The sequence below is a fragment of the Salicola sp. Rm-C-2C1-2 genome (assembly GCF_040196175.1).
GTDB lineage: Bacteria > Pseudomonadota > Gammaproteobacteria > Pseudomonadales > Oleiphilaceae > Halospina.
Window position 1 is genome coordinate 1 of sequence record NZ_JBEFNF010000002.1, and the last position, 16201, is coordinate 16201.

Here is a 16201-nt window from a genome sequence, read left to right on the forward strand (position 1 = left end):
TCGTTGCAGCTCTGAAGAGACGTTTGCCGCTGTATCGGAGACGATCACCCGACTACGAAGATCCTGGACCACACAACAAGGCGCTCCAGCCGACGCAGACAGGCTGCGCGGCTGAGCTTAACCGTTAGAGGGAAGCGATGGATAGCGCAATCCTTAAGATACAACGGGCAGAGAAGCATTACGCTGAGTTATCAGCGCTTCTTCGCAAAAATAGACCTTTTAGATATTTCGTGGAAACCAATTTCAAGACGGGCGAGAAAGCAACGTTTGCTAAAAGGGATGAAGAGGTTGCTAATCATGCCGCGATCATAATTGGTGATCTAATACACAACCTTCGCTCATCTCTGGACCACACCTACTGGGACTGTACAGAACAATTCGCCAAATCAGACGGCGAAAAGAGAAGTATTCAGTTCCCCATTACTTCAACTGAAAAAGCACTCAAAGAATCTGTGATACCAGGGCTGCCTTCGAGGGTTTCAGAGTCATTTGCATCAGCACTGGAAGAGCTTCAGCCATACCGAGACGGTGGTAATCGGAATCTTTGTTTGATCCACGACTTAGACGTAATGGATAAGCACAAGCTGCTGATACCTACCGGCAACTTCACCAAGATAACGAGCGCTATGCTTCAGAAGCAGGTGCCAGATTTTCCTTCGGGCATCGTCGATTGTGGTTTTGGCAATAACTACCGAGATGTAGGCTGGAGGGTGCAGCCCATGACTTGGACGCAGCGGAGGAAAGCAAAGATTCCAGCATCTAACGTGCGTGAAAAAGAACTAGACGTTCCTGTTGAGACGGTGCTTGCAGATGTTGACTCTCTCCGGCCTGCCCTCGAAGTTCTCCAAGAAATGGTGGAAGCTACCAAGAAAGCGCATTACGTTTTGCGGGATGGGGCTAAGCCAGGTGCGTAGTCTACCCTCTAACAATGCAATTAAATTCGTTCCGGCCTACGGCCTCCACCGGACGCCCTTGTCAGGGCGCCGTTTATTGCTGGCGTTAAATCAGTAGTGTTACCGAGGCTGGGCGATAAGCAGAGCGTCATCCGTGTCCTTATAAACCATTCGGTGTTCTTCGTTGATTCGCCGAGACCAGTAACCGGCGAGGCTGTGTTTGAGGGGGTCGGGTTTACCGACACCTTTAAATGGTCCTCGCTTGGTCTCCTTGATCAGCTTGTTGATTCGGTTAAGGATTTTTTTGTCGGTTTTCTGCCAGTACAGATAGTCTGCCCAGGCGTTCCCAGAGCAGACGAGTTTCATTCAAGAAGTTCCTTTTCTTGACTACCGCCCTGCTCCAGCTCGGCAACGGATTCCAGCAAACGACGGGCGTTCTTTGGTGCGCGCAGGGCCTACCCGATGTCACTCCATTGAATAATAAGTAAGCGCCAACGAATCGACGCCTATTCGCTGGCGCTTATAGAGCAAGCGCGTCAATCGGGATCAGGACATCAGGCCTCGCCGACAATACGTTCGGCTCCGCCATTGCCGTACATTTAAGCCGTGTCGATCAGCGTCAGGCTGGATTCAATGCCGGCGCGCATGGCCGTGACCTCACGGTCGTGGTCACTGGCGCGCTCCCCCATACGCCAGGTGCCCTGGCCCAGTGCGGGAACGCGTTCGCTGGCCGGTAGATCAATGGCCCTCATGGCGTTACTTTACCTCTCAGCGCTTTGGTTTTTCCTCTGCGTGTTTTGTTGTCAACGCGGCGTCGCTTGGCGGATTTTTTCGGCCTTGTAGGCCGGCGGGCTTTCTCTTGTTTTACTGCCCCCTGGATCAGCGTTTTGAGGCGGTGCAGTGCGTCTTCCTTATTCTGTTCAAGGGTACGGTAAGACTGCGCCTTGATGACGATTACCGCCTCGTTACTGATGCGCTGGTCAGATAATGCCATCAATCGCTCTTTGTAGAAGACCGGTAGGCTGGAATTCAGGATGTCGAACCGAAGGTGTACCGCTGAGGCGACTTTGTTGACGTTCTGGCCACCGGCACCCTGTGCGCGGATCTGGGCGATGTCGATCTCCCAGTCAGCAAGTTCCACACCATTGGCTATTGTCAGCATGATTATTCACTTCAGTCCGCGGAGATACCCACATCCATGGCGAGGCGCTCACCCTCGACTGACTCGATCGCCTGTGGCTCCAGAAGATCTACTCGGTCGGCAGCGATGGTGTTCTCTGCGCTGGTATTGACCAGGACCCTGCGCACGGCTGATGCGCGGGCATTGGCGAGTGCTCTGAGGTCTGCGTCTGTAATGGATTGCGCAGCGATCACTCGTTCCGCCAAATGGTTACGATAGGCCAGAGCGTCAAAACGGGTGTTATCGGATGAGTCACTGCGCTGCTCGGTGAAGCGCGCCTGGATGGCTTGCAGGTCGGCATCCGGGTAATGGGTGCTGAACATCGCCTCTACAATGCCTTGGTTGGCCTCGGCCGTGAGGCTGGGATCTCCGCCTTCTCGACCCGCTTCAGCCAGTTTCTGCCGCAGGGTTTTAACCGCTTTTTGGCGTTGCAGGACGGGGCCATCGAAAACCCGGCTGTAGGGCCCGGCGAGTTCCAGTGCCAGTGCTGGGCGCCGGTGGAGCGCTTCACGCAGCTTGGCGACACGCTCGCGCTGGGGCGGAAGAAGCTCGGATCGCCCTTGCGGGAACTCAACCTGACCAAGCGCCTCTGAATCAGCGCCTACGAGATTGGCCAGAAAACGGAATGGCGACTGGACGACAGACGTAATGGCTCGGCCCAGTGCCTGGCGCATGACCTGGGTGATGTCGAATTGCGGGCTGCCTACATCCCCGGTTACCGGGAGGTCGAGATCGATGACGCCGTCGCTGTCCTTGAGCAGGGCGATGGCGAGATCCAGCGGCAGGTCCATTGCGTCGCTGGAGGCCATTTTCTTGCCCAGTTTCAGATCATGGAGCACCAGGTTGTTGCGTCCGTCGAGTTGCTTGTCTGTGACGGTATAGTCCAGATCCACATCCATGGTCCCCCCCGCAATCCTGTGGCCGGCGAAGCGCACCGTATAGGGGGAGTATTCAGGAATCTGCAGGTTGCTGAATCCCAGCTTCAGGCTGGTTTCGCGCATGGGATGCCAAGCGTGAACCGTGGCGTCCACGCGCGCCAGGCCGTACTCGCCGACCTCGCCCTCCAGCGCGACTTCAGCCGGCTGCGCCGACGTACTGCTCAGGGTTGACACCTCACCTGCCAGGTTGTGAATACTGGTTGAAAAGGGCAATGGCAGAGAGCGGTCCGCGAACCGCAGGGCGCCGTTGGTTAGTTCAACGCTTTCGACAGTGATACCGAAAGGGGCTGCTTCCTGCTGCTGACGTGCGTTGCTCTTCCCATCCCCTTTATTGGCGGGAGTCGTCACCATGAGTTGGCTGACGTTGGTGGTTTTATCCTCGTTGATGACGATTCGGCCGGAAAGGCCGTCGATGATGATGGGAGCGGTCTCGAGCTTCCTCTCTGCGAGGCGCAGCTCGAGTTGTTGCGTCTGAAGGCTCTGCCAGCCGATGAGTGGTGTGTCTTTGGCAACGTTCCGAATGCTCAGAGCGTTAATGCCGGCAGAGCCCTTGAAGGTAAAGGGCTGCTGAGTATTGGCTTTGATCTGGCCGTTCAGGTTGAGCCTCCCGCTATCGAGCTGGACCTGCGCGACCTGTCGCAGGTAAGGGGCGACCTGCTTCAGTGCCAGTTCATCGATACGGGTGTTGCCTTCGAGCGTGGGCGTTGGTAGAAGCTGCAGCATCCCCTCGAAGTCGAGCACGCCGCCACCCGCGAGCCGTCCGTCCAGGCGCACCGGAAAGCGCGTGCCTTCCTCCAGCGACAGGTCTTTTGCGAAGAAGCCAGCGTCTTCCAGTGCGAGTGACACCTGGTTGGATTGATCAGCGGTTGCCGCCGGGGCCTGAAGGTTGTCGGTGAAGCGTAGAACAGCGCCCTCCACGCGCAGATCATCAACCTTCAAAGCCGGTAGGGGCGACGATTCGTCTTCGGCCGGGGCCTGGTCCGAGGGCTCAGGGGCGAGTCGGGAGAAGCGCGTCCTGCCCGAGGCGAAGCGTTCTTCCTGAATGACTGGGTTGTCGAGACTCAGTGTCTGGAGAGTCCAGGCTCGGTTGATCACACTCGCCCAGGCCAGATCGATGAACAATCGGTCCCAGCCAAGCAGCTGCCGGTTGTCGGTGTCGTTCAGCGCGAGCCCGTCGATCTGGAGCGTGAGGGTGTAGGGGTTGGCGTGTACCGACTCAATTCGGAGATCGCGCTCAAAGTCTTCCTCGATTGTGCTTATTGCCACGTACTGGATGATCCAGGGCAAGCCCAGAAAACCCAGGAGGGTGTACGCCAGCAGAAGCACCAGCAGCCAGCATCGGACCCGGCGTGGAGAGGCCCAGTGTGTGCGCAGGTAGCCGCCGAACTGACGAATTGAGCTGCTTTGCATAAGATCACGCTTACTGGCAGGAAGTCTACCGGACAGGTTAAACCTGCCTGTATCTGACGTCACGCCTGCCTTGGTCTGTGGTGTGGGATCCGGGCAACCTTCCTGCTTCTGCCGGGTGCTGATAAGCTGCCAGATAATGATGCTGAATGCCTTTCATATGGACATTGACTATTGCTGACCGCTCTCCGTGATCTGTGGCACAAACACCGTTTCCTGTGTATCGCATTCATTGCCGCGCTTGTTGTGACGGCGTTTTTTGCGTTGCGTTTGGTGGTTTTCAGCCTGTACTGGGCCGACCCGGCCCATCAGGATCAGCCGCTGGAGGAGTGGATGACGCCGCGTTATGTTGCGCTTTCCTACGATCTGCCGGTCGGGGTGGTCCGGGAGGTGCTTGAGATAGAGGCAGTTGACGCTGAGCCCCGCACGCTGGAGGACATTGTGGCGACCTCTGAGCTGACTGTTGCGGAAATCCAGCAGCGTATCAATGAGGCGGTTCGTTCCCATGAGGGCCGCGGCCAATGACGGAGACTGTTTTTACCCTGGTTGCTCAATACGGCAGCGGGGCTCTGTTTATCGTCACTTTTCTGAGTTGTCTGGCGATGCCGGTGCCGGCGTCTCTGATGATGCTAACCGGGGGCGCATTTGCCGCATCCGGGGATATGTCGCTGGTTACGGCCAGCCTCTCGGCCTATGGTGGCGCCCTGGCGGGCGATCAGGCTGGGTATCTCGTCGGCCAGTCCTGCGCCGGTTGGCTGGAGCGCTGGGCGCACGCACGTCGCAGTCGCGCCATGCTGCTGGCCAGGGCACGAGCTTCTGTTGACCGGTGGGGTGGGGTGGGCGTTTTTCTCAGTCGATGGCTGGTGAGCCCGCTCGGGCCCTATGTCAATTTCGCGGGCGGCGCGGGGCGCATGCCCTGGGCACGCTTCAGTATCTGGAGCGCGGCCGGGGAGATGGTATGGGTGGCGCTCTATGTGGGTCTGGGGTATTTATTCGCCGGCAGCCTCACCGCCGTCGCGGAGTTCGCCGCTGATCTGAGTGGGCTCGTTGCTGGTGCTGTTGTTGCTGTAGGACTTGGGTTCTGGCTGCGGATGATGCAGAAGCGCCATCGTCGCAGCCACCTCGAGAGCTAATGCCGATCACGGTTACAGCACCAGTGTGGAGGCGAGAAACAGCATCAGCCCCATGCCGATGATGTCGGTGAAGGTGGTCAGGAAGATGCTGCTGGCGGTGGCGGGGTCGGCCCCAAAGCGCTTGAGCAGCAATGGCACCGCGACGCCGAAGATGCCGCTGCCCATACAGGCGCCGATCATGGCGATGAAAATAACCAGACCGAGCATGGCCGGGTTGGCGGACCCGGTGGATACGGCATAGGCAAACATAGCGACACCCGCAATAACCCCCACAGCAGCGCCATTGAGTGCGCCCAGAAGGATTTCCTTGCGCAGTAACCGGCTGACTGGGTAATCCTGAATCTGCCCCAGCGTGATCCCACGCAGGGTGATCGCCAATGCCTGACAACCGGTGTTGCCGCTCTGCCCTGCCAACACCGGCAGGAAGGCCGCCAGGGCGACGATCTGAGTGATGGTGCTCTCAAACATGCCCACCACAAAGGCGGCGGCAAAGGCGGTGATCAGGTTCACCTGAAGCCATGGGTGGCGCATGCGGAAGGCAGCGAACACCGGTGTGTTGATCTGTTCTTCCTTGGCAACACCGTACTGTGAGCCAGCCTGGGCGCTCAGTTGCGAGGCGATGCGCTCGTACAGCTTCCAGCCACGCACCTCACCCACGACGCGCATCTGATCATCTACCACCGGGTACATGGGATAATGGCGGGCCAGGACATCGTCGACCGCCTCTTCGATCGGAGTGTCCTGGCGAAAGGCGAAGGGCTCCTGCGCCATGATGCTGGCAAGGGGCTCGGAGGGCCTGGCGAGTATCAGGTCGCGCATGCCTACGATCCCGACCAGGCGATGATTTTCGGTGACGAAGATATAACTGATCTCGGAAACGTCGGCGCTCTTCACCATAAAGGTCAGCGCCTCGGCAACGGTGTGGCTGGCCGGCAGAATTGCGGTGGGGGGTGTCATCAGCTCACCGACACTCTCCTCCATGCCGGACAGCACTGCTCGGGTCGCCGCTTCATCAGGCGCGGCTGCTTCGCCCAGATGGGAGGCCATGGTCAGGGCCTGGTCCGTGGGCAACTGCGAGAGGATGAGCTGAATATCGTCCGTTGGCAGCCGCACAAGCTCTTCCGCGGCGTCCATGGCGGGCATGTCGCGGATATGCTCCACGCGCTCGTTCAGTTGCGTACTCTGCGACATGTCTGGCTCCAGCACCACTGAGTTAGTGCCAGACTATAGCAGGGGGCATGCTGGAGCGACACGCCTGCGATTATTGCGCTGACTGAGCGCCATCATCTTCCGCCATGAGTTCTCTGGCCACATCATGGATCTGTTCACGCAGCCACTGGTGCGCTGGGTCCTGGCGGTAGCGTACATGCCAACCCAGGTGCACGGGGAAAGTCCCAAGGTCGGCGGGAGGGGCTACAACACGCAAACGCGGATCGCGGACAAAACGCCGGCAGATCAGCGCAGGCAGCGTGGTGCAGTAGTCGGTGGTGGCAATCAGTTCAGGGATGGAAAGGAAGTGGGTTACCGAGACGGCAACATCCCGTTCCAGGCCGTGGCGGCTGAACGCATCGAACAACCCTTTTTTCAGGCGGCCAGGGGGCAGCATATTCACGTGCTTGAGATTCTCGAACGCCGCGCGCGTGAGTTGATCCCCCTGGAAGGGGTGGCCCGCCCGCAGGACGCAGGTCAGGCCATCCTCCATTAAGGGCTGAACCACCAGGTTGTCTGGCGGGTCCACGATCCGCCCCAGCACCAGGGCCGTATCGCCAGCGGCCACACCGGTTTCGGTGAGGTCCGCGCCATAGGGAATGATGCGGATCTGTATACCAGGCGCCCTGTGTTGCAGGCGTTCAACGAGTCTCGGCACGAATACGTATTCCACGTAGTCATTGGCGGCGATGACAAACCGCATGGTTGTGGTTGCGGGGTCGAACGTCTGTTGCTCCAGCACTAGGTGGTCGATTTCACCCAGCGCATCGCGGATGGCAGGGCCAATGGCCTGGGCTTTTTCGGTGGGCCGCATGCCGTAGCGTTCCCTGATGAACAGCGGGTCCTGAAACAGTTCCCGGCAGCGCGCCAGTGTGTTGCTGAGTGCTGGCTGGGTGATCCCGAGGCGTTTGGCGGCGCGGGTAACACTGCGCTCCTCCAGCAGCGCGATGAAGGTTCTGAGCAGGTTCAGGTCGTAGCGCATGGATATACCAAATCAAAATATCTCGAATAATAGAGATAAATTAGCTGAATTTTAGTTGATTCGCCATGATGGTCACCAACTCAAGCAAACCGGCAAAACCAATCACGAGGAGGTAGCACCATGTCCGATATCAAGGGCAAAACCGTTATTATCACGGGGGCAAGCAGTGGCCTGGGCGAAGCAACCGCGCGCATGCTGGCGGACAAAGGGGCCAAGCTGATGCTGGCGGCCCGGCGTGAGGACCGGCTCAAAACCCTGACTGACTCCATTAACGCGGCGGGTGGCGAAGCGAGCTACCAGGTTGCGGATGTGACCGACCGCAACGCCATGCAGGCGCTTGCGGACCAGACCCGGGAAACCTATGGCCGTATCGATGTGCTGGTGGCCAATGCAGGGCTGATGCAGCTCGCGCCGCTGGACAAGCTCAAGGTTGATGAGTGGGACGCCATGATCGACATCAACATCAAGGGCGTTCTCTACGGCCTGGCAGCCGTCCTGCCGACCATGCGTGAGCAGCAGTCCGGCCATATCATCAATCTGTCCTCGGTGGCGGGCCACAAGGTCTATCCGGGGTCCGTGGTCTATTGCGCCACCAAGTACGCGGTTAAGGCCCTTTCAGAAGGGATCCGTCAGGAGTCGAACGGTGAGCTTCGCGCGACCAATATCTCACCCGGCGCCGTTGAAACCGAGCTGACCGACCACATTACGGATCCGGATGCCCAGCAAGCAGCCAGCGAGGTCTACGCTGTCGCGATCAGTTCCGACGCCATTGCCCGCGCCGTTACCTATGCCGTTGAGCAGCCTGGTGATGTGGATGTGAATGAACTCATCATCCGGCCGACACAGCAGGAGCTGTAACAGGTCAGGCTTGCGTGAGCGCCGTCGGCCCGCTCGCCAGGGCTTTCTTCCGGCCAGGCGTTCACCTATCTCTGTGAGTGCGTGCTAAAGGCGGACGGCGTAGTATCAAGTGCTATGCTAGGGGCGATCTCACCCGCGAGGAGTTTGAGCAGATGAAACAGGACCTTGAGCGTTGATGGCGGAGAAAGGTTACGCCAGTATTCTGTGCCTGACACAGAGATGTTCATTGTTCAGTGAGGTACCATGAATTCCGTCATCGATCTTCTGAAATCCCACCGCTCCATTCGCAAGTTCACAAACGACAAGATGCCCCATGAGCGGTTGCTCGAGCTGGTGCAAGCCGGCCAGAGTGCTGCCACCTCCAGTCACATCCAGGCTTACAGCGTCATTCATGTGACCAATACGGCCAACCGCGAGACCATGGCTGAACTGGCCGGCGGTCAGGACTACATCGCGAGCTGTTCGGACTTTCTGGTGTTCTGTGCCGATATGAAACGACCCACGGACGCGGCGGAGCGCACCGGCGCCAATGTGGTGCGCGGCATGACCGAGCAGCTTCTTGTGGCAAGCGTGGACACCGCTCTGGTGGCCCAGAACGTAGCGGTTGCGGCTGAATCTGAAGGGCTGGGCATCTGTTACATCGGTGGCATCCGCAATAATCCCGAGGCCGTTAGCGACCTTCTCCGGTTGCCGGAGCACGTGTATCCCGTCTTCGGGATGTGTCTTGGCTATCCCGCGCAGGACCCGGAGGTGAAGCCACGTCTGCCGGTGGAGACGATCCTCAAGGAGGATTACTACAGCGATGACGCGGAGCAGGTCGATGCCTTTGATGAGACCATGCGGGATTACTACCGCGCCCGTACCGGTGGCAACAAGGACAGCAACTGGTCCCAGAACCTGACGCCTCTGTTTGATACCAAGCTCCGCCCCCACATGCGGGACTTCCTGGTGAAGCGAGGTTTTGAGATGAAGTGATCGGCCCTCAAAGCGGCTGGGAAAGGGCCTCCCTGTAGACAACGCTCTGATTCCGGCCGCTTCTCTTGCCGTGATAAAGCGCCTCATCGGCGCGGTCCACGCACATTTCAAACGACTCTCCGTGCTGCCAGAGCGCGATACCGGTCGTGATCGTCACCTGCAACGTCCGGTCCTGCACCTCAAAGGATTGTTGGCTGATCGCATCGCGGATGCGCTCGGCAACATTGAACGCCAGCATCAGGTCGGCGTTGTAAAGCAGTAACAGGAATTCCTCGCCGCCCCATCGGGCCAGGATATCCTGTTCACGGGTCTGCATCTGCATGGTACTGGCGATGGTTCTCAGGACGGTATCGCCGAAGCCGTGGCCGTGTTGGTCGTTGATGGCCTTGAAGTGATCCACGTCGATAATAACGGCGGCCGCCTCGGAGTGTTGCTCTGTAGGGAGGGCTTCAAACTGTTCGGCGAATCGGAGCAGGCCGTGCCTGTTGGGAAGGCCGGTGAGGTTGTCGGTTTCTGCAAGGCTCTGCAGCCGGCGTTCAGCACGCTGGATGCTGTGTGAATGGGCGTCCAGAATCATCGCCATCAGAACCAGCGACAGAATCATGTTGACGTAGTGCAGCGCCAGAACCACGGGGGCGTCCAGTGGACGTAGCGGGTCGATTTCATGAGTCCAGACGCTGATGCCGAGATAGAGCACGATGAGTACGCCCATGATCGTGATCTTGGCCCTGACCTGAGTGCGGGCATCAAGAAAGATCAAGGGGGCTAAAGCGAGCACGTAATAGTGAAAACCGCTCTCCCAGCCCAGGACCGGAGAGGCGATGCCGGCATGGAGGATGATTTCCACGCCGGCCAGGCTCATAACGGTCTGAAGCCGATCCCAATGGGTGATCAAGCGGGCACAGAATGCGTAAAGGCCGACGCTGGCAACGTTAACCAGCGCCAGGATCCAGACCCCAAGGCCAACGAACAGCAGGAGAAACGTGAGGTGTATAAAAAACGCTGCGATGACCAGAGTTCTGGCAACACTGCGCATCCGGACTTGCCTGCCCGGTTCGCCCCCATTAAGGGCTTCCGCGTTAGCTCCGGCGTTCGCCCTGGGGGGTGAGTTTGTGGCATCTCTGACCATCGGGCGCCGCTCCGTTGCTGCTGCAGGGTGAGCTTCGCGGTGCTTGCTAATGGTTATTATAGTGAATAGGTCGTTATATGTCGCAAAGACATCTAAGGGGGGAAGGTTTAATGGCTGGCGGGCACCGCCACCGCGCGACATGAGGCGCGATTGCCGTGGGTTTCAAGAGTATCGAACGTTACCAGTTCCAGCCCTGCCGCCTGGATCTGCGCTCTGAAGTCCTCAGCGTAGGTAACCTGGCCGAAATCAATGCTGGTAAGCCGCCGAAGCAAGGGCTTGAATGCTTCCATAAGCTGGGAACGGCGATGCTGGATGGTCTGGGTGAAAACGATACGGCCGCCCGGATTCAGGAGCGTGCAGCAGTGACGCAGGGCCTGCTCGGGGTCTGGCAGGAGCATGAAGCTGGCGGAGAAATAGATAACGTCATAGGGGCCGCCCCGGTGATCGTAAACCGACTCCTGATACACCATCACGCACTCTTTCAGGCTGGACTGGCTCAGCCGCGGCCGGGCACGCGCGACGTAACCGCCATCGATGTCGATGCCGGTTATTTGGAGCTGTTTGGAGGTGACGTGTTCAGCATTGGCCAGCAGGGCTCCCGCCGTACCGATGCCGACATCAAGAACAGTGGCGCGTGCGGGGATCAGGCTCAGCACCTCGGCGTACCAGCGTGACGTCAGCTTTAGAATCAGCGTGTCGTAGATCAGGCTTCGAATCATGAATGCTAAATCTACCACAGCAATAGAGCGGGCACACATCGGATGCTGGATGCAACCGACGAGGATTCATTTTGAGTGATCCCAAGTGTATTCTGTTCTCAGCACTCTGGATCGTCCTGAATCCAGTCAACAATATGCTCTTCGTAGTCGTCTGGATCCACAATAGGTTCGGGAAGGACACGGCCCTGAACTGAGATCCCGGCGTAGTGAACAGTGGCGCGGGAGCCGGAAAGCAGGTGATGCCACCAGGCCAGCCCCCGGCCTTCCGCGATCCGCCGGTAGGCGCAGCTTTTGGGGAGCCAGTCACTGTTGCGGGCAATTTCGGGGGTTACCTGGAGGCAGTCCGGCACCTGCTGCAGCCGGCCAGGGTAATCCGAGCACAGGCAGCTGCTGCAATCGAGCAGGCGGCAGGCGATCTGGGTGGCGTAGACATCACCGGTATCCGCATCCTCCAGCTTGTGGGTACAGCAGCGGCCACAGCCATCACAGAGCGACTCCCATTCGGTTTCGCTCATGGCTTCCAGTGATTTGCGTTCCCAGAACGGTGCTGTCTCATCAGTTTCTGTCATTACGGGCCTCCCGGTGTTTCCCGCGAGCGTAAGGCGCCATGAGCCCGCCTTCAAATGCTTGTTCGCCTATAGTTGCTGGCCTATCCTTCATAATCCTGAGCTGCGGACAACCCAAACAAGGAGCCCCCATGCTGGAATCTGTCCTGCAACGCATCGACAATGGCCTTGAGGCCTCTATTGAGCGCTGGTCTGAATTGCTACGCATTCCCAGCGTCAGTACGGACCCCGCCTATGAGGTCTCCATGCGTGAGGCGGCCCAGTGGCTGCGAGACGAGCTGGCGCCGCTGGGATTCCGCATTGATATCCGTGAGACCGAGGGGTATCCGGTGGTGATCGGACATCACGATGGGCCCGGTGGTGACGCCACCCACGTTCTCTACTATGGCCATTACGACGTTCAGCCTCCGGAGCCGCTGGCGGAGTGGCGCAATGAGCCCTTCGAGCCGACCCTGGAGGCCAGCCCCTATGGACGCCGGATGGTGGCCCGTGGCGCGGTGGATGACAAAGGCCAGCTGATGATGTGGGTCGAGGCCCTCAAGGCATGGCATGCGGCGCATGGTGGCCTTCCCATCAAGGTAACGGTGTTGCTTGAAGGCGAAGAGGAGGTCGGCAGCAAAAACCTGCGGCCGGTGCTGGAGCGCTACCAGCAGGAACTGAAGGCGGATGTGTGCGTGGTGAGTGACACGGGCATGTGGGACGTGGATACACCGGCCGTCACCTACACGCTCCGGGGCCTTCTGTATACGGAGCTGACCTGCCGTGGCCCAGGACATGATCTGCACTCCGGCTTCTACGGTGGTGCCATCGAAAACCCCATCAATGGTCTGACCCAAGTGCTGGGTGCGCTTCAGGACTCTGGGGGGCGGGTTCAGGTGCCAGGGTTCTACAACGATGTGGTGGAACCTTCCGAGCAAGAGCTGGCGGACTGGAGTGCCCTGAACATGGACGATACCGATTTTCTCGCCTCCGCCGGCGTGACCACCGCGGGTGGCGGCGAGGCGGACCGCAGCCTTCTGGAACGCGTCTGGTCGCGACCAAGCTGTGACATCAACGGCATCATCGGTGGCTTTACTGGTACCGGCGCCAAGACGGTCATCCCCCGGGAGGCCAGCGCCAAGGTCAGCTTCCGTCTGGTTCCGGATCAGGATCCTGAGCGTATCCTTGAGGGCCTGCGCCGTTTCATTGAGGCGCATACGCCTGCGGGTTGTTCAATGGAGCTGACGGTACACTCCGGCGCGCCAGCCATTCGCATTCCTACTGAATCACGGTATCTGAAAGCAGCCCTGAGTGCGCTGGATGAGGTCTATGAACGCGAGCCCGCGCTTCTGGGCAGCGGCGGCTCCATCCCTATCGCGGCCTGGGCGCGCGATATTCTGGGCATCGACACACTGCTCATGGGGTTCAGCCTGGAGGATGACGGCATGCACAGCCCTAATGAGAAATTCGAGGTGACTTGCTTCCATCGCGGCATGCGGGCCCATGCGGCACTACTGGAGCAGCTGCGCTGAGCCTTTTTCGTATACGGGCAGCATGGGTGTGGCTCACTGTCTATACTTCAGCTTGTAGGACACAGGCTCAGGAGTGGTGATGGGCACAAATGCGCTGAACAGCTGGATGATATGCCGTCGAGCTTTTGTTGAGACCACTCTGGTGCTTGTGCTCGTTTTGGCGACTGTGTCTTTCTCAGCCGCAGGTACCATCACCGTGCTGCCCGGAAACGGTAGCCAGAACCCGACGAAGGCCGTCCAGCACTGGTCGGAGCGCTCTGAAGGCGACGTCGACATGCCCGCCATCCTTGATGGAGGCGTCACCCCGGACTGGTCGCCGGTGGCAGGGCGTATGGTTAACTTCGGTTACACTGACGGTACGCATTGGTACCGCATGCGCGTGGAGAACCCGCTCAGCAGTCCGGTTGAGCGGTTTCTGGAAGTGGGCTATCCCCTCCTGGATCACATTGAGTTCTATCAGGTCCGGGAGGGAGAAATCGTTGAGAGCCACCTGACTGGCGACAACTACCCTTTCAAATCCCGGCCCATGGCTCACAGGAGTTTTGTGTTGCCGGTGGATCTGGAGCCGGACTCGGTAAGCCATATCTATCTTCGGGTCATGACCTCAGGGTCCCATCAGATTCCGCTGACACTTTGGCAACCGGAGAGGTTCTACGAGGCGAATGAAAAGGATATGGTCGGCCGCAGCATGTTCTATGGCATGCTTCTGATCATTGTGGTTTTCAACATCTTCCTGTATGCGGTCCTGAGGGAGCGCAGCTACCTCTACTATGTGTTCACCAACACCACCCTATTGGTTCTTATGGCCAGCCTGCATGGTGTTGCCTTCCAGTTTCTCTATCCTGATTACCCGGAGCTCAATGAGCGGGTAATACTGGTGGCCTCCGCCGTGATTGCGCTCTTCTTCAGTCTGTTCGGGCGTACCTTTCTCAACATTACCCGTCAGATGCGCTTTCGGCGTTGGGTGTTTCATGCTCTAACAGCTGTAACGGCCCTGAACACTGTGGCGGCTTTTTTCATCAGCTATGAGCTGTCCACGCGTTTTTCTGTTGTGCTGGCTGGCGTGGTAAGCGCTGTCATGCTTGTGATCGGCCTGGTGATGATGATCCAGGGGCACAGGGCAGCGCGTTACTTCATGAGCGCCTGGGTCATGCTTCTGGTGGGAGCCATGGCGTGGGTACTGCTGGTGGCCGGCATGGCGCCAGCGAATTTCGTGACCCGATACGGCGTGGAGCTGGGCGTGATTGCCCAGGCCCTGGTTCTGACGTTTGCGCTGGGGCAGCGCTTCAGTCAGGAGCAGCGGGCACGCCTCACAGCCATGGAAGAGCGTGAATCCATGGAGCAGAGCCTTTTGGAGCAGGCTCGCCATCATGGGCTGACCGGGATGCCCGGGCGTAACCTGCTGGAAGCCGTATTGGCCGAGTGCATTGAGCGGGTTGATGCGCGTTGTGACTGTGATCTGGCCCTGGTACTGATTCATTTCCGAGGCTTTGATGACATCAACAAAACCCTGGGACATGAGAATGCCGACGAGCTTCTCCATAAGCTTGCCTGGCGGATGAACAGCGTCGTACTTGATCTCCCTGACTCGGTCATTATGGAACAGACGCGTAGCGGTCCCTGTACCGTGGCTCATGTGGAAGGCATCACGTTTGCCTGTGCCTTCCATCCCCGGGAGAGGGATGCCATGCCCGGGCAGATGGAGACCCTCATGGAAGCACTGCGCCAGCCAGTTGAGTTCCGGGGGCTGAGTCTAGATATGCGGATGGTTGGTGGCTGCTCCTTTTACCCGGATGACAGTACCGATATAGTCACCCTGCTGCGCCACGCCTTCATTGCTTTTGACCAAGCGGAAAGCGGGGTCAGCCATGTGGCAACCTACACTGAATCCATGAATCCCTACAGTGAACGCCGCCTGACACTGATGACGGAGTTGCGGCGGGCGATCAGCGAGGATGATCTGACGCTTTATTTTCAGCCCCAGGTGCGGCTGAGTTCCGGTGAGGTCTGTGGCTTTGAAGTGCTGCTGCGCTGGAATCATCCGGATTATGGTTTCATTCCGCCGGACGAGTTCATTCCCATGGCGGAGCAGACCGGTCTGATCCGCCCGCTGACCCACTGGGTACTGGATCGGGCGCTGCTGTTTGGTGCCAGTATGGGTGCAGCTGGTTACCCCGTGCGCATGGCGGTAAATATCTCGGCGCTGAACCTGGAGGAACCGGCGTTTGCGGATCAGGTTCTCGAGCTGCTGGGCAAACACGGCGTGCCGGCTGGACGCCTCATTCTGGAGGTGACTGAAACCGCGACCATGATCAACCCCGTGACTGCATTGAAGGCGCTGCGTGGCCTCTACGATGCCGGGACGCGCCTGGCCATCGACGATTTTGGCACCGGTTACTCGTCGCTGTCCTATATCCGTAAGCTGCCTGTACATGAAATCAAAATTGACCGCTCCTTTGTGCGGGAGATGGATGCCAATCGGGAAGATGCGACCATCGTGCGCACCACCATCAACATGTGTCATGATCTGGGTTTTGAGGTGGTGGCCGAAGGCGTTGAGAGCGATGGTACTTCCCAGCTCCTGAGAAATATGCACTGTGACATTATGCAGGGCTATCACCTCAGCAGGCCCATGCCGGAAGAGCAGGTGCCCGGATGGATCGAGACGTGGTACCGACCCAGTGGCTCGGAGGGATGAAGT

Annotated in this window: 17 protein-coding genes; 8 read left to right on the forward strand and 9 right to left on the reverse strand. The window is 58.8% G+C overall.

Annotated elements, in window-relative coordinates:
* The first annotated feature begins 137 nt into the window (after nucleotides 1-137).
* Entirely contained in the window at nucleotides 138-914 is a 777-nt protein-coding gene (locus tag AAF659_RS05750) for a hypothetical protein (protein ID WP_349750760.1), read from the forward strand.
* A 99-nt stretch (nucleotides 915-1013) separates the two neighbouring features.
* On the opposite strand, the gene AAF659_RS05755 is transcribed toward AAF659_RS05750, so the two are convergent.
* The 4 genes from AAF659_RS05755 to AAF659_RS05770 form a co-directional block, all read right to left on the reverse strand.
* A complete protein-coding gene (locus tag AAF659_RS05755; RefSeq protein ID WP_349750761.1) occupies nucleotides 1014-1259 on the reverse strand; it encodes a Txe/YoeB family addiction module toxin in 246 nt (81 codons plus the stop codon).
* A 233-nt stretch (nucleotides 1260-1492) separates the two neighbouring features.
* The gene (locus tag AAF659_RS05760) at nucleotides 1493-1645 is read right to left on the reverse strand and encodes a hypothetical protein (RefSeq protein ID WP_349750762.1); all 153 of its coding nucleotides are present in this window, start codon (nucleotides 1643-1645) and stop codon (nucleotides 1493-1495) included.
* Nucleotides 1642-2055 (reverse strand): alternative ribosome rescue aminoacyl-tRNA hydrolase ArfB, encoded by a 414-nt coding sequence (arfB, locus tag AAF659_RS05765; RefSeq protein WP_349750763.1) that lies wholly within the window; start codon nucleotides 2053-2055, stop codon nucleotides 1642-1644. The genes AAF659_RS05760 and arfB overlap by 4 nt, the downstream gene beginning before the upstream one ends.
* An 11-nt stretch (nucleotides 2056-2066) precedes the next feature.
* The gene (locus AAF659_RS05770; protein ID WP_349750764.1) at nucleotides 2067-4421 is read right to left on the reverse strand and encodes a DUF748 domain-containing protein; all 2355 of its coding nucleotides are present in this window, start codon (nucleotides 4419-4421) and stop codon (nucleotides 2067-2069) included.
* Between the two features lie 171 nt (nucleotides 4422-4592).
* On the opposite strand from AAF659_RS05770, the gene AAF659_RS05775 reads away from it, so the two are divergent.
* Both AAF659_RS05775 and AAF659_RS05780 read left to right on the forward strand, forming a co-directional pair.
* On the forward strand, nucleotides 4593-4943 hold the full coding sequence (locus AAF659_RS05775; protein ID WP_349750765.1) for a hypothetical protein: 351 nt from the start codon (nucleotides 4593-4595) through the stop codon (nucleotides 4941-4943).
* Nucleotides 4940-5551: a DedA family protein gene (locus AAF659_RS05780; RefSeq protein ID WP_349750766.1), complete on the forward strand. Its 612-nt coding sequence runs from the start codon at nucleotides 4940-4942 to the stop codon at nucleotides 5549-5551. The genes AAF659_RS05775 and AAF659_RS05780 overlap by 4 nt, the downstream gene beginning before the upstream one ends.
* A gap of 12 nt (nucleotides 5552-5563) precedes the next feature.
* On the opposite strand, the gene AAF659_RS05785 is transcribed toward AAF659_RS05780, so the two are convergent.
* A complete protein-coding gene (locus AAF659_RS05785; RefSeq protein ID WP_349750767.1) occupies nucleotides 5564-6742 on the reverse strand; it encodes a magnesium transporter in 1179 nt (392 codons plus the stop codon).
* 70 nt (nucleotides 6743-6812) lie between these two features.
* Nucleotides 6813-7742 (reverse strand): LysR family transcriptional regulator, encoded by a 930-nt coding sequence (locus tag AAF659_RS05790; protein WP_349750768.1) that lies wholly within the window; start codon nucleotides 7740-7742, stop codon nucleotides 6813-6815.
* Nucleotides 7743-7862: 120 nt separating this feature from the next.
* On the opposite strand from AAF659_RS05790, the gene AAF659_RS05795 reads away from it, so the two are divergent.
* The 3 genes from AAF659_RS05795 to nfsA all read left to right on the forward strand — a co-directional run bounded on the left by AAF659_RS05795 (nucleotide 7863) and on the right by nfsA (nucleotide 9575).
* Entirely contained in the window at nucleotides 7863-8600 is a 738-nt protein-coding gene (locus AAF659_RS05795) for an SDR family oxidoreductase (RefSeq protein WP_349750769.1), read from the forward strand.
* A gap of 77 nt (nucleotides 8601-8677) precedes the next feature.
* A complete protein-coding gene (locus AAF659_RS15110) occupies nucleotides 8678-8776 on the forward strand; it encodes an SHOCT domain-containing protein (RefSeq protein ID WP_502949198.1) in 99 nt (32 codons plus the stop codon).
* 67 nt (nucleotides 8777-8843) lie between these two features.
* Nucleotides 8844-9575, forward strand: a complete 732-nt coding sequence (gene nfsA / locus AAF659_RS05800) for an oxygen-insensitive NADPH nitroreductase (RefSeq protein ID WP_349750770.1) — start codon at nucleotides 8844-8846, stop codon at nucleotides 9573-9575.
* Between the two features lie 7 nt (nucleotides 9576-9582).
* Here nfsA and AAF659_RS05805 read toward each other — a convergent pair whose 3' ends face one another.
* The 3 genes from AAF659_RS05805 to AAF659_RS05815 form a co-directional block, all read right to left on the reverse strand.
* Nucleotides 9583-10704, reverse strand: coding sequence for a GGDEF domain-containing protein (locus AAF659_RS05805; protein ID WP_349750771.1), 1122 nt, complete (start codon nucleotides 10702-10704; stop codon nucleotides 9583-9585).
* A 107-nt stretch (nucleotides 10705-10811) separates the two neighbouring features.
* Nucleotides 10812-11423 carry a class I SAM-dependent methyltransferase gene (locus tag AAF659_RS05810; protein ID WP_349750772.1) on the reverse strand — a complete coding sequence of 204 codons (612 nt, stop codon included), beginning with the start codon at nucleotides 11421-11423 and terminating at the stop codon, nucleotides 10812-10814.
* Between the two features lie 98 nt (nucleotides 11424-11521).
* The gene (locus AAF659_RS05815; RefSeq protein WP_349750773.1) at nucleotides 11522-11992 is read right to left on the reverse strand and encodes a YcgN family cysteine cluster protein; all 471 of its coding nucleotides are present in this window, start codon (nucleotides 11990-11992) and stop codon (nucleotides 11522-11524) included.
* Nucleotides 11993-12120: 128 nt separating this feature from the next.
* On the opposite strand from AAF659_RS05815, the gene AAF659_RS05820 reads away from it, so the two are divergent.
* Together AAF659_RS05820 and AAF659_RS05825 are read left to right on the forward strand one after the other, a co-directional pair.
* Nucleotides 12121-13500, forward strand: a complete 1380-nt coding sequence (locus AAF659_RS05820; RefSeq protein WP_349750774.1) for a M20/M25/M40 family metallo-hydrolase — start codon at nucleotides 12121-12123, stop codon at nucleotides 13498-13500.
* Nucleotides 13501-13579: 79 nt separating this feature from the next.
* Nucleotides 13580-16198, forward strand: a complete 2619-nt coding sequence (locus tag AAF659_RS05825) for an EAL domain-containing protein (protein ID WP_349750775.1) — start codon at nucleotides 13580-13582, stop codon at nucleotides 16196-16198.
* Nucleotides 16199-16201: the final 3 nt, after the last annotated feature.

What these genes read in the sequence shown, in the direction of transcription:
- AAF659_RS05750 (WP_349750760.1), top strand. Translation starts at nt 138, where the DNA reads ATGGATAGCGCAATCCTTAAGATACAACGGGCAGAGAAGCATTACGCT.
- AAF659_RS05755 (WP_349750761.1), bottom strand. Translation starts at nt 1,259, where the DNA reads ATGAAACTCGTCTGCTCTGGGAACGCCTGGGCAGACTATCTGTACTGG.
- AAF659_RS05760 (WP_349750762.1), bottom strand. Translation starts at nt 1,645, where the DNA reads ATGAGGGCCATTGATCTACCGGCCAGCGAACGCGTTCCCGCACTGGGC.
- arfB (WP_349750763.1), bottom strand. Translation starts at nt 2,055, where the DNA reads ATGCTGACAATAGCCAATGGTGTGGAACTTGCTGACTGGGAGATCGAC.
- AAF659_RS05770 (WP_349750764.1), bottom strand. Translation starts at nt 4,421, where the DNA reads ATGCAAAGCAGCTCAATTCGTCAGTTCGGCGGCTACCTGCGCACACAC.
- AAF659_RS05780 (WP_349750766.1), top strand. Translation starts at nt 4,940, where the DNA reads ATGACGGAGACTGTTTTTACCCTGGTTGCTCAATACGGCAGCGGGGCT.
- AAF659_RS05785 (WP_349750767.1), bottom strand. Translation starts at nt 6,742, where the DNA reads ATGTCGCAGAGTACGCAACTGAACGAGCGCGTGGAGCATATCCGCGAC.
- AAF659_RS05790 (WP_349750768.1), bottom strand. Translation starts at nt 7,742, where the DNA reads ATGCGCTACGACCTGAACCTGCTCAGAACCTTCATCGCGCTGCTGGAG.
- AAF659_RS05795 (WP_349750769.1), top strand. Translation starts at nt 7,863, where the DNA reads ATGTCCGATATCAAGGGCAAAACCGTTATTATCACGGGGGCAAGCAGT.
- nfsA (WP_349750770.1), top strand. Translation starts at nt 8,844, where the DNA reads ATGAATTCCGTCATCGATCTTCTGAAATCCCACCGCTCCATTCGCAAG.
- AAF659_RS05805 (WP_349750771.1), bottom strand. Translation starts at nt 10,704, where the DNA reads ATGGTCAGAGATGCCACAAACTCACCCCCCAGGGCGAACGCCGGAGCT.
- AAF659_RS05810 (WP_349750772.1), bottom strand. Translation starts at nt 11,423, where the DNA reads ATGATTCGAAGCCTGATCTACGACACGCTGATTCTAAAGCTGACGTCA.
- AAF659_RS05815 (WP_349750773.1), bottom strand. Translation starts at nt 11,992, where the DNA reads ATGACAGAAACTGATGAGACAGCACCGTTCTGGGAACGCAAATCACTG.
- AAF659_RS05820 (WP_349750774.1), top strand. Translation starts at nt 12,121, where the DNA reads ATGCTGGAATCTGTCCTGCAACGCATCGACAATGGCCTTGAGGCCTCT.
- AAF659_RS05825 (WP_349750775.1), top strand. Translation starts at nt 13,580, where the DNA reads ATGGGCACAAATGCGCTGAACAGCTGGATGATATGCCGTCGAGCTTTT.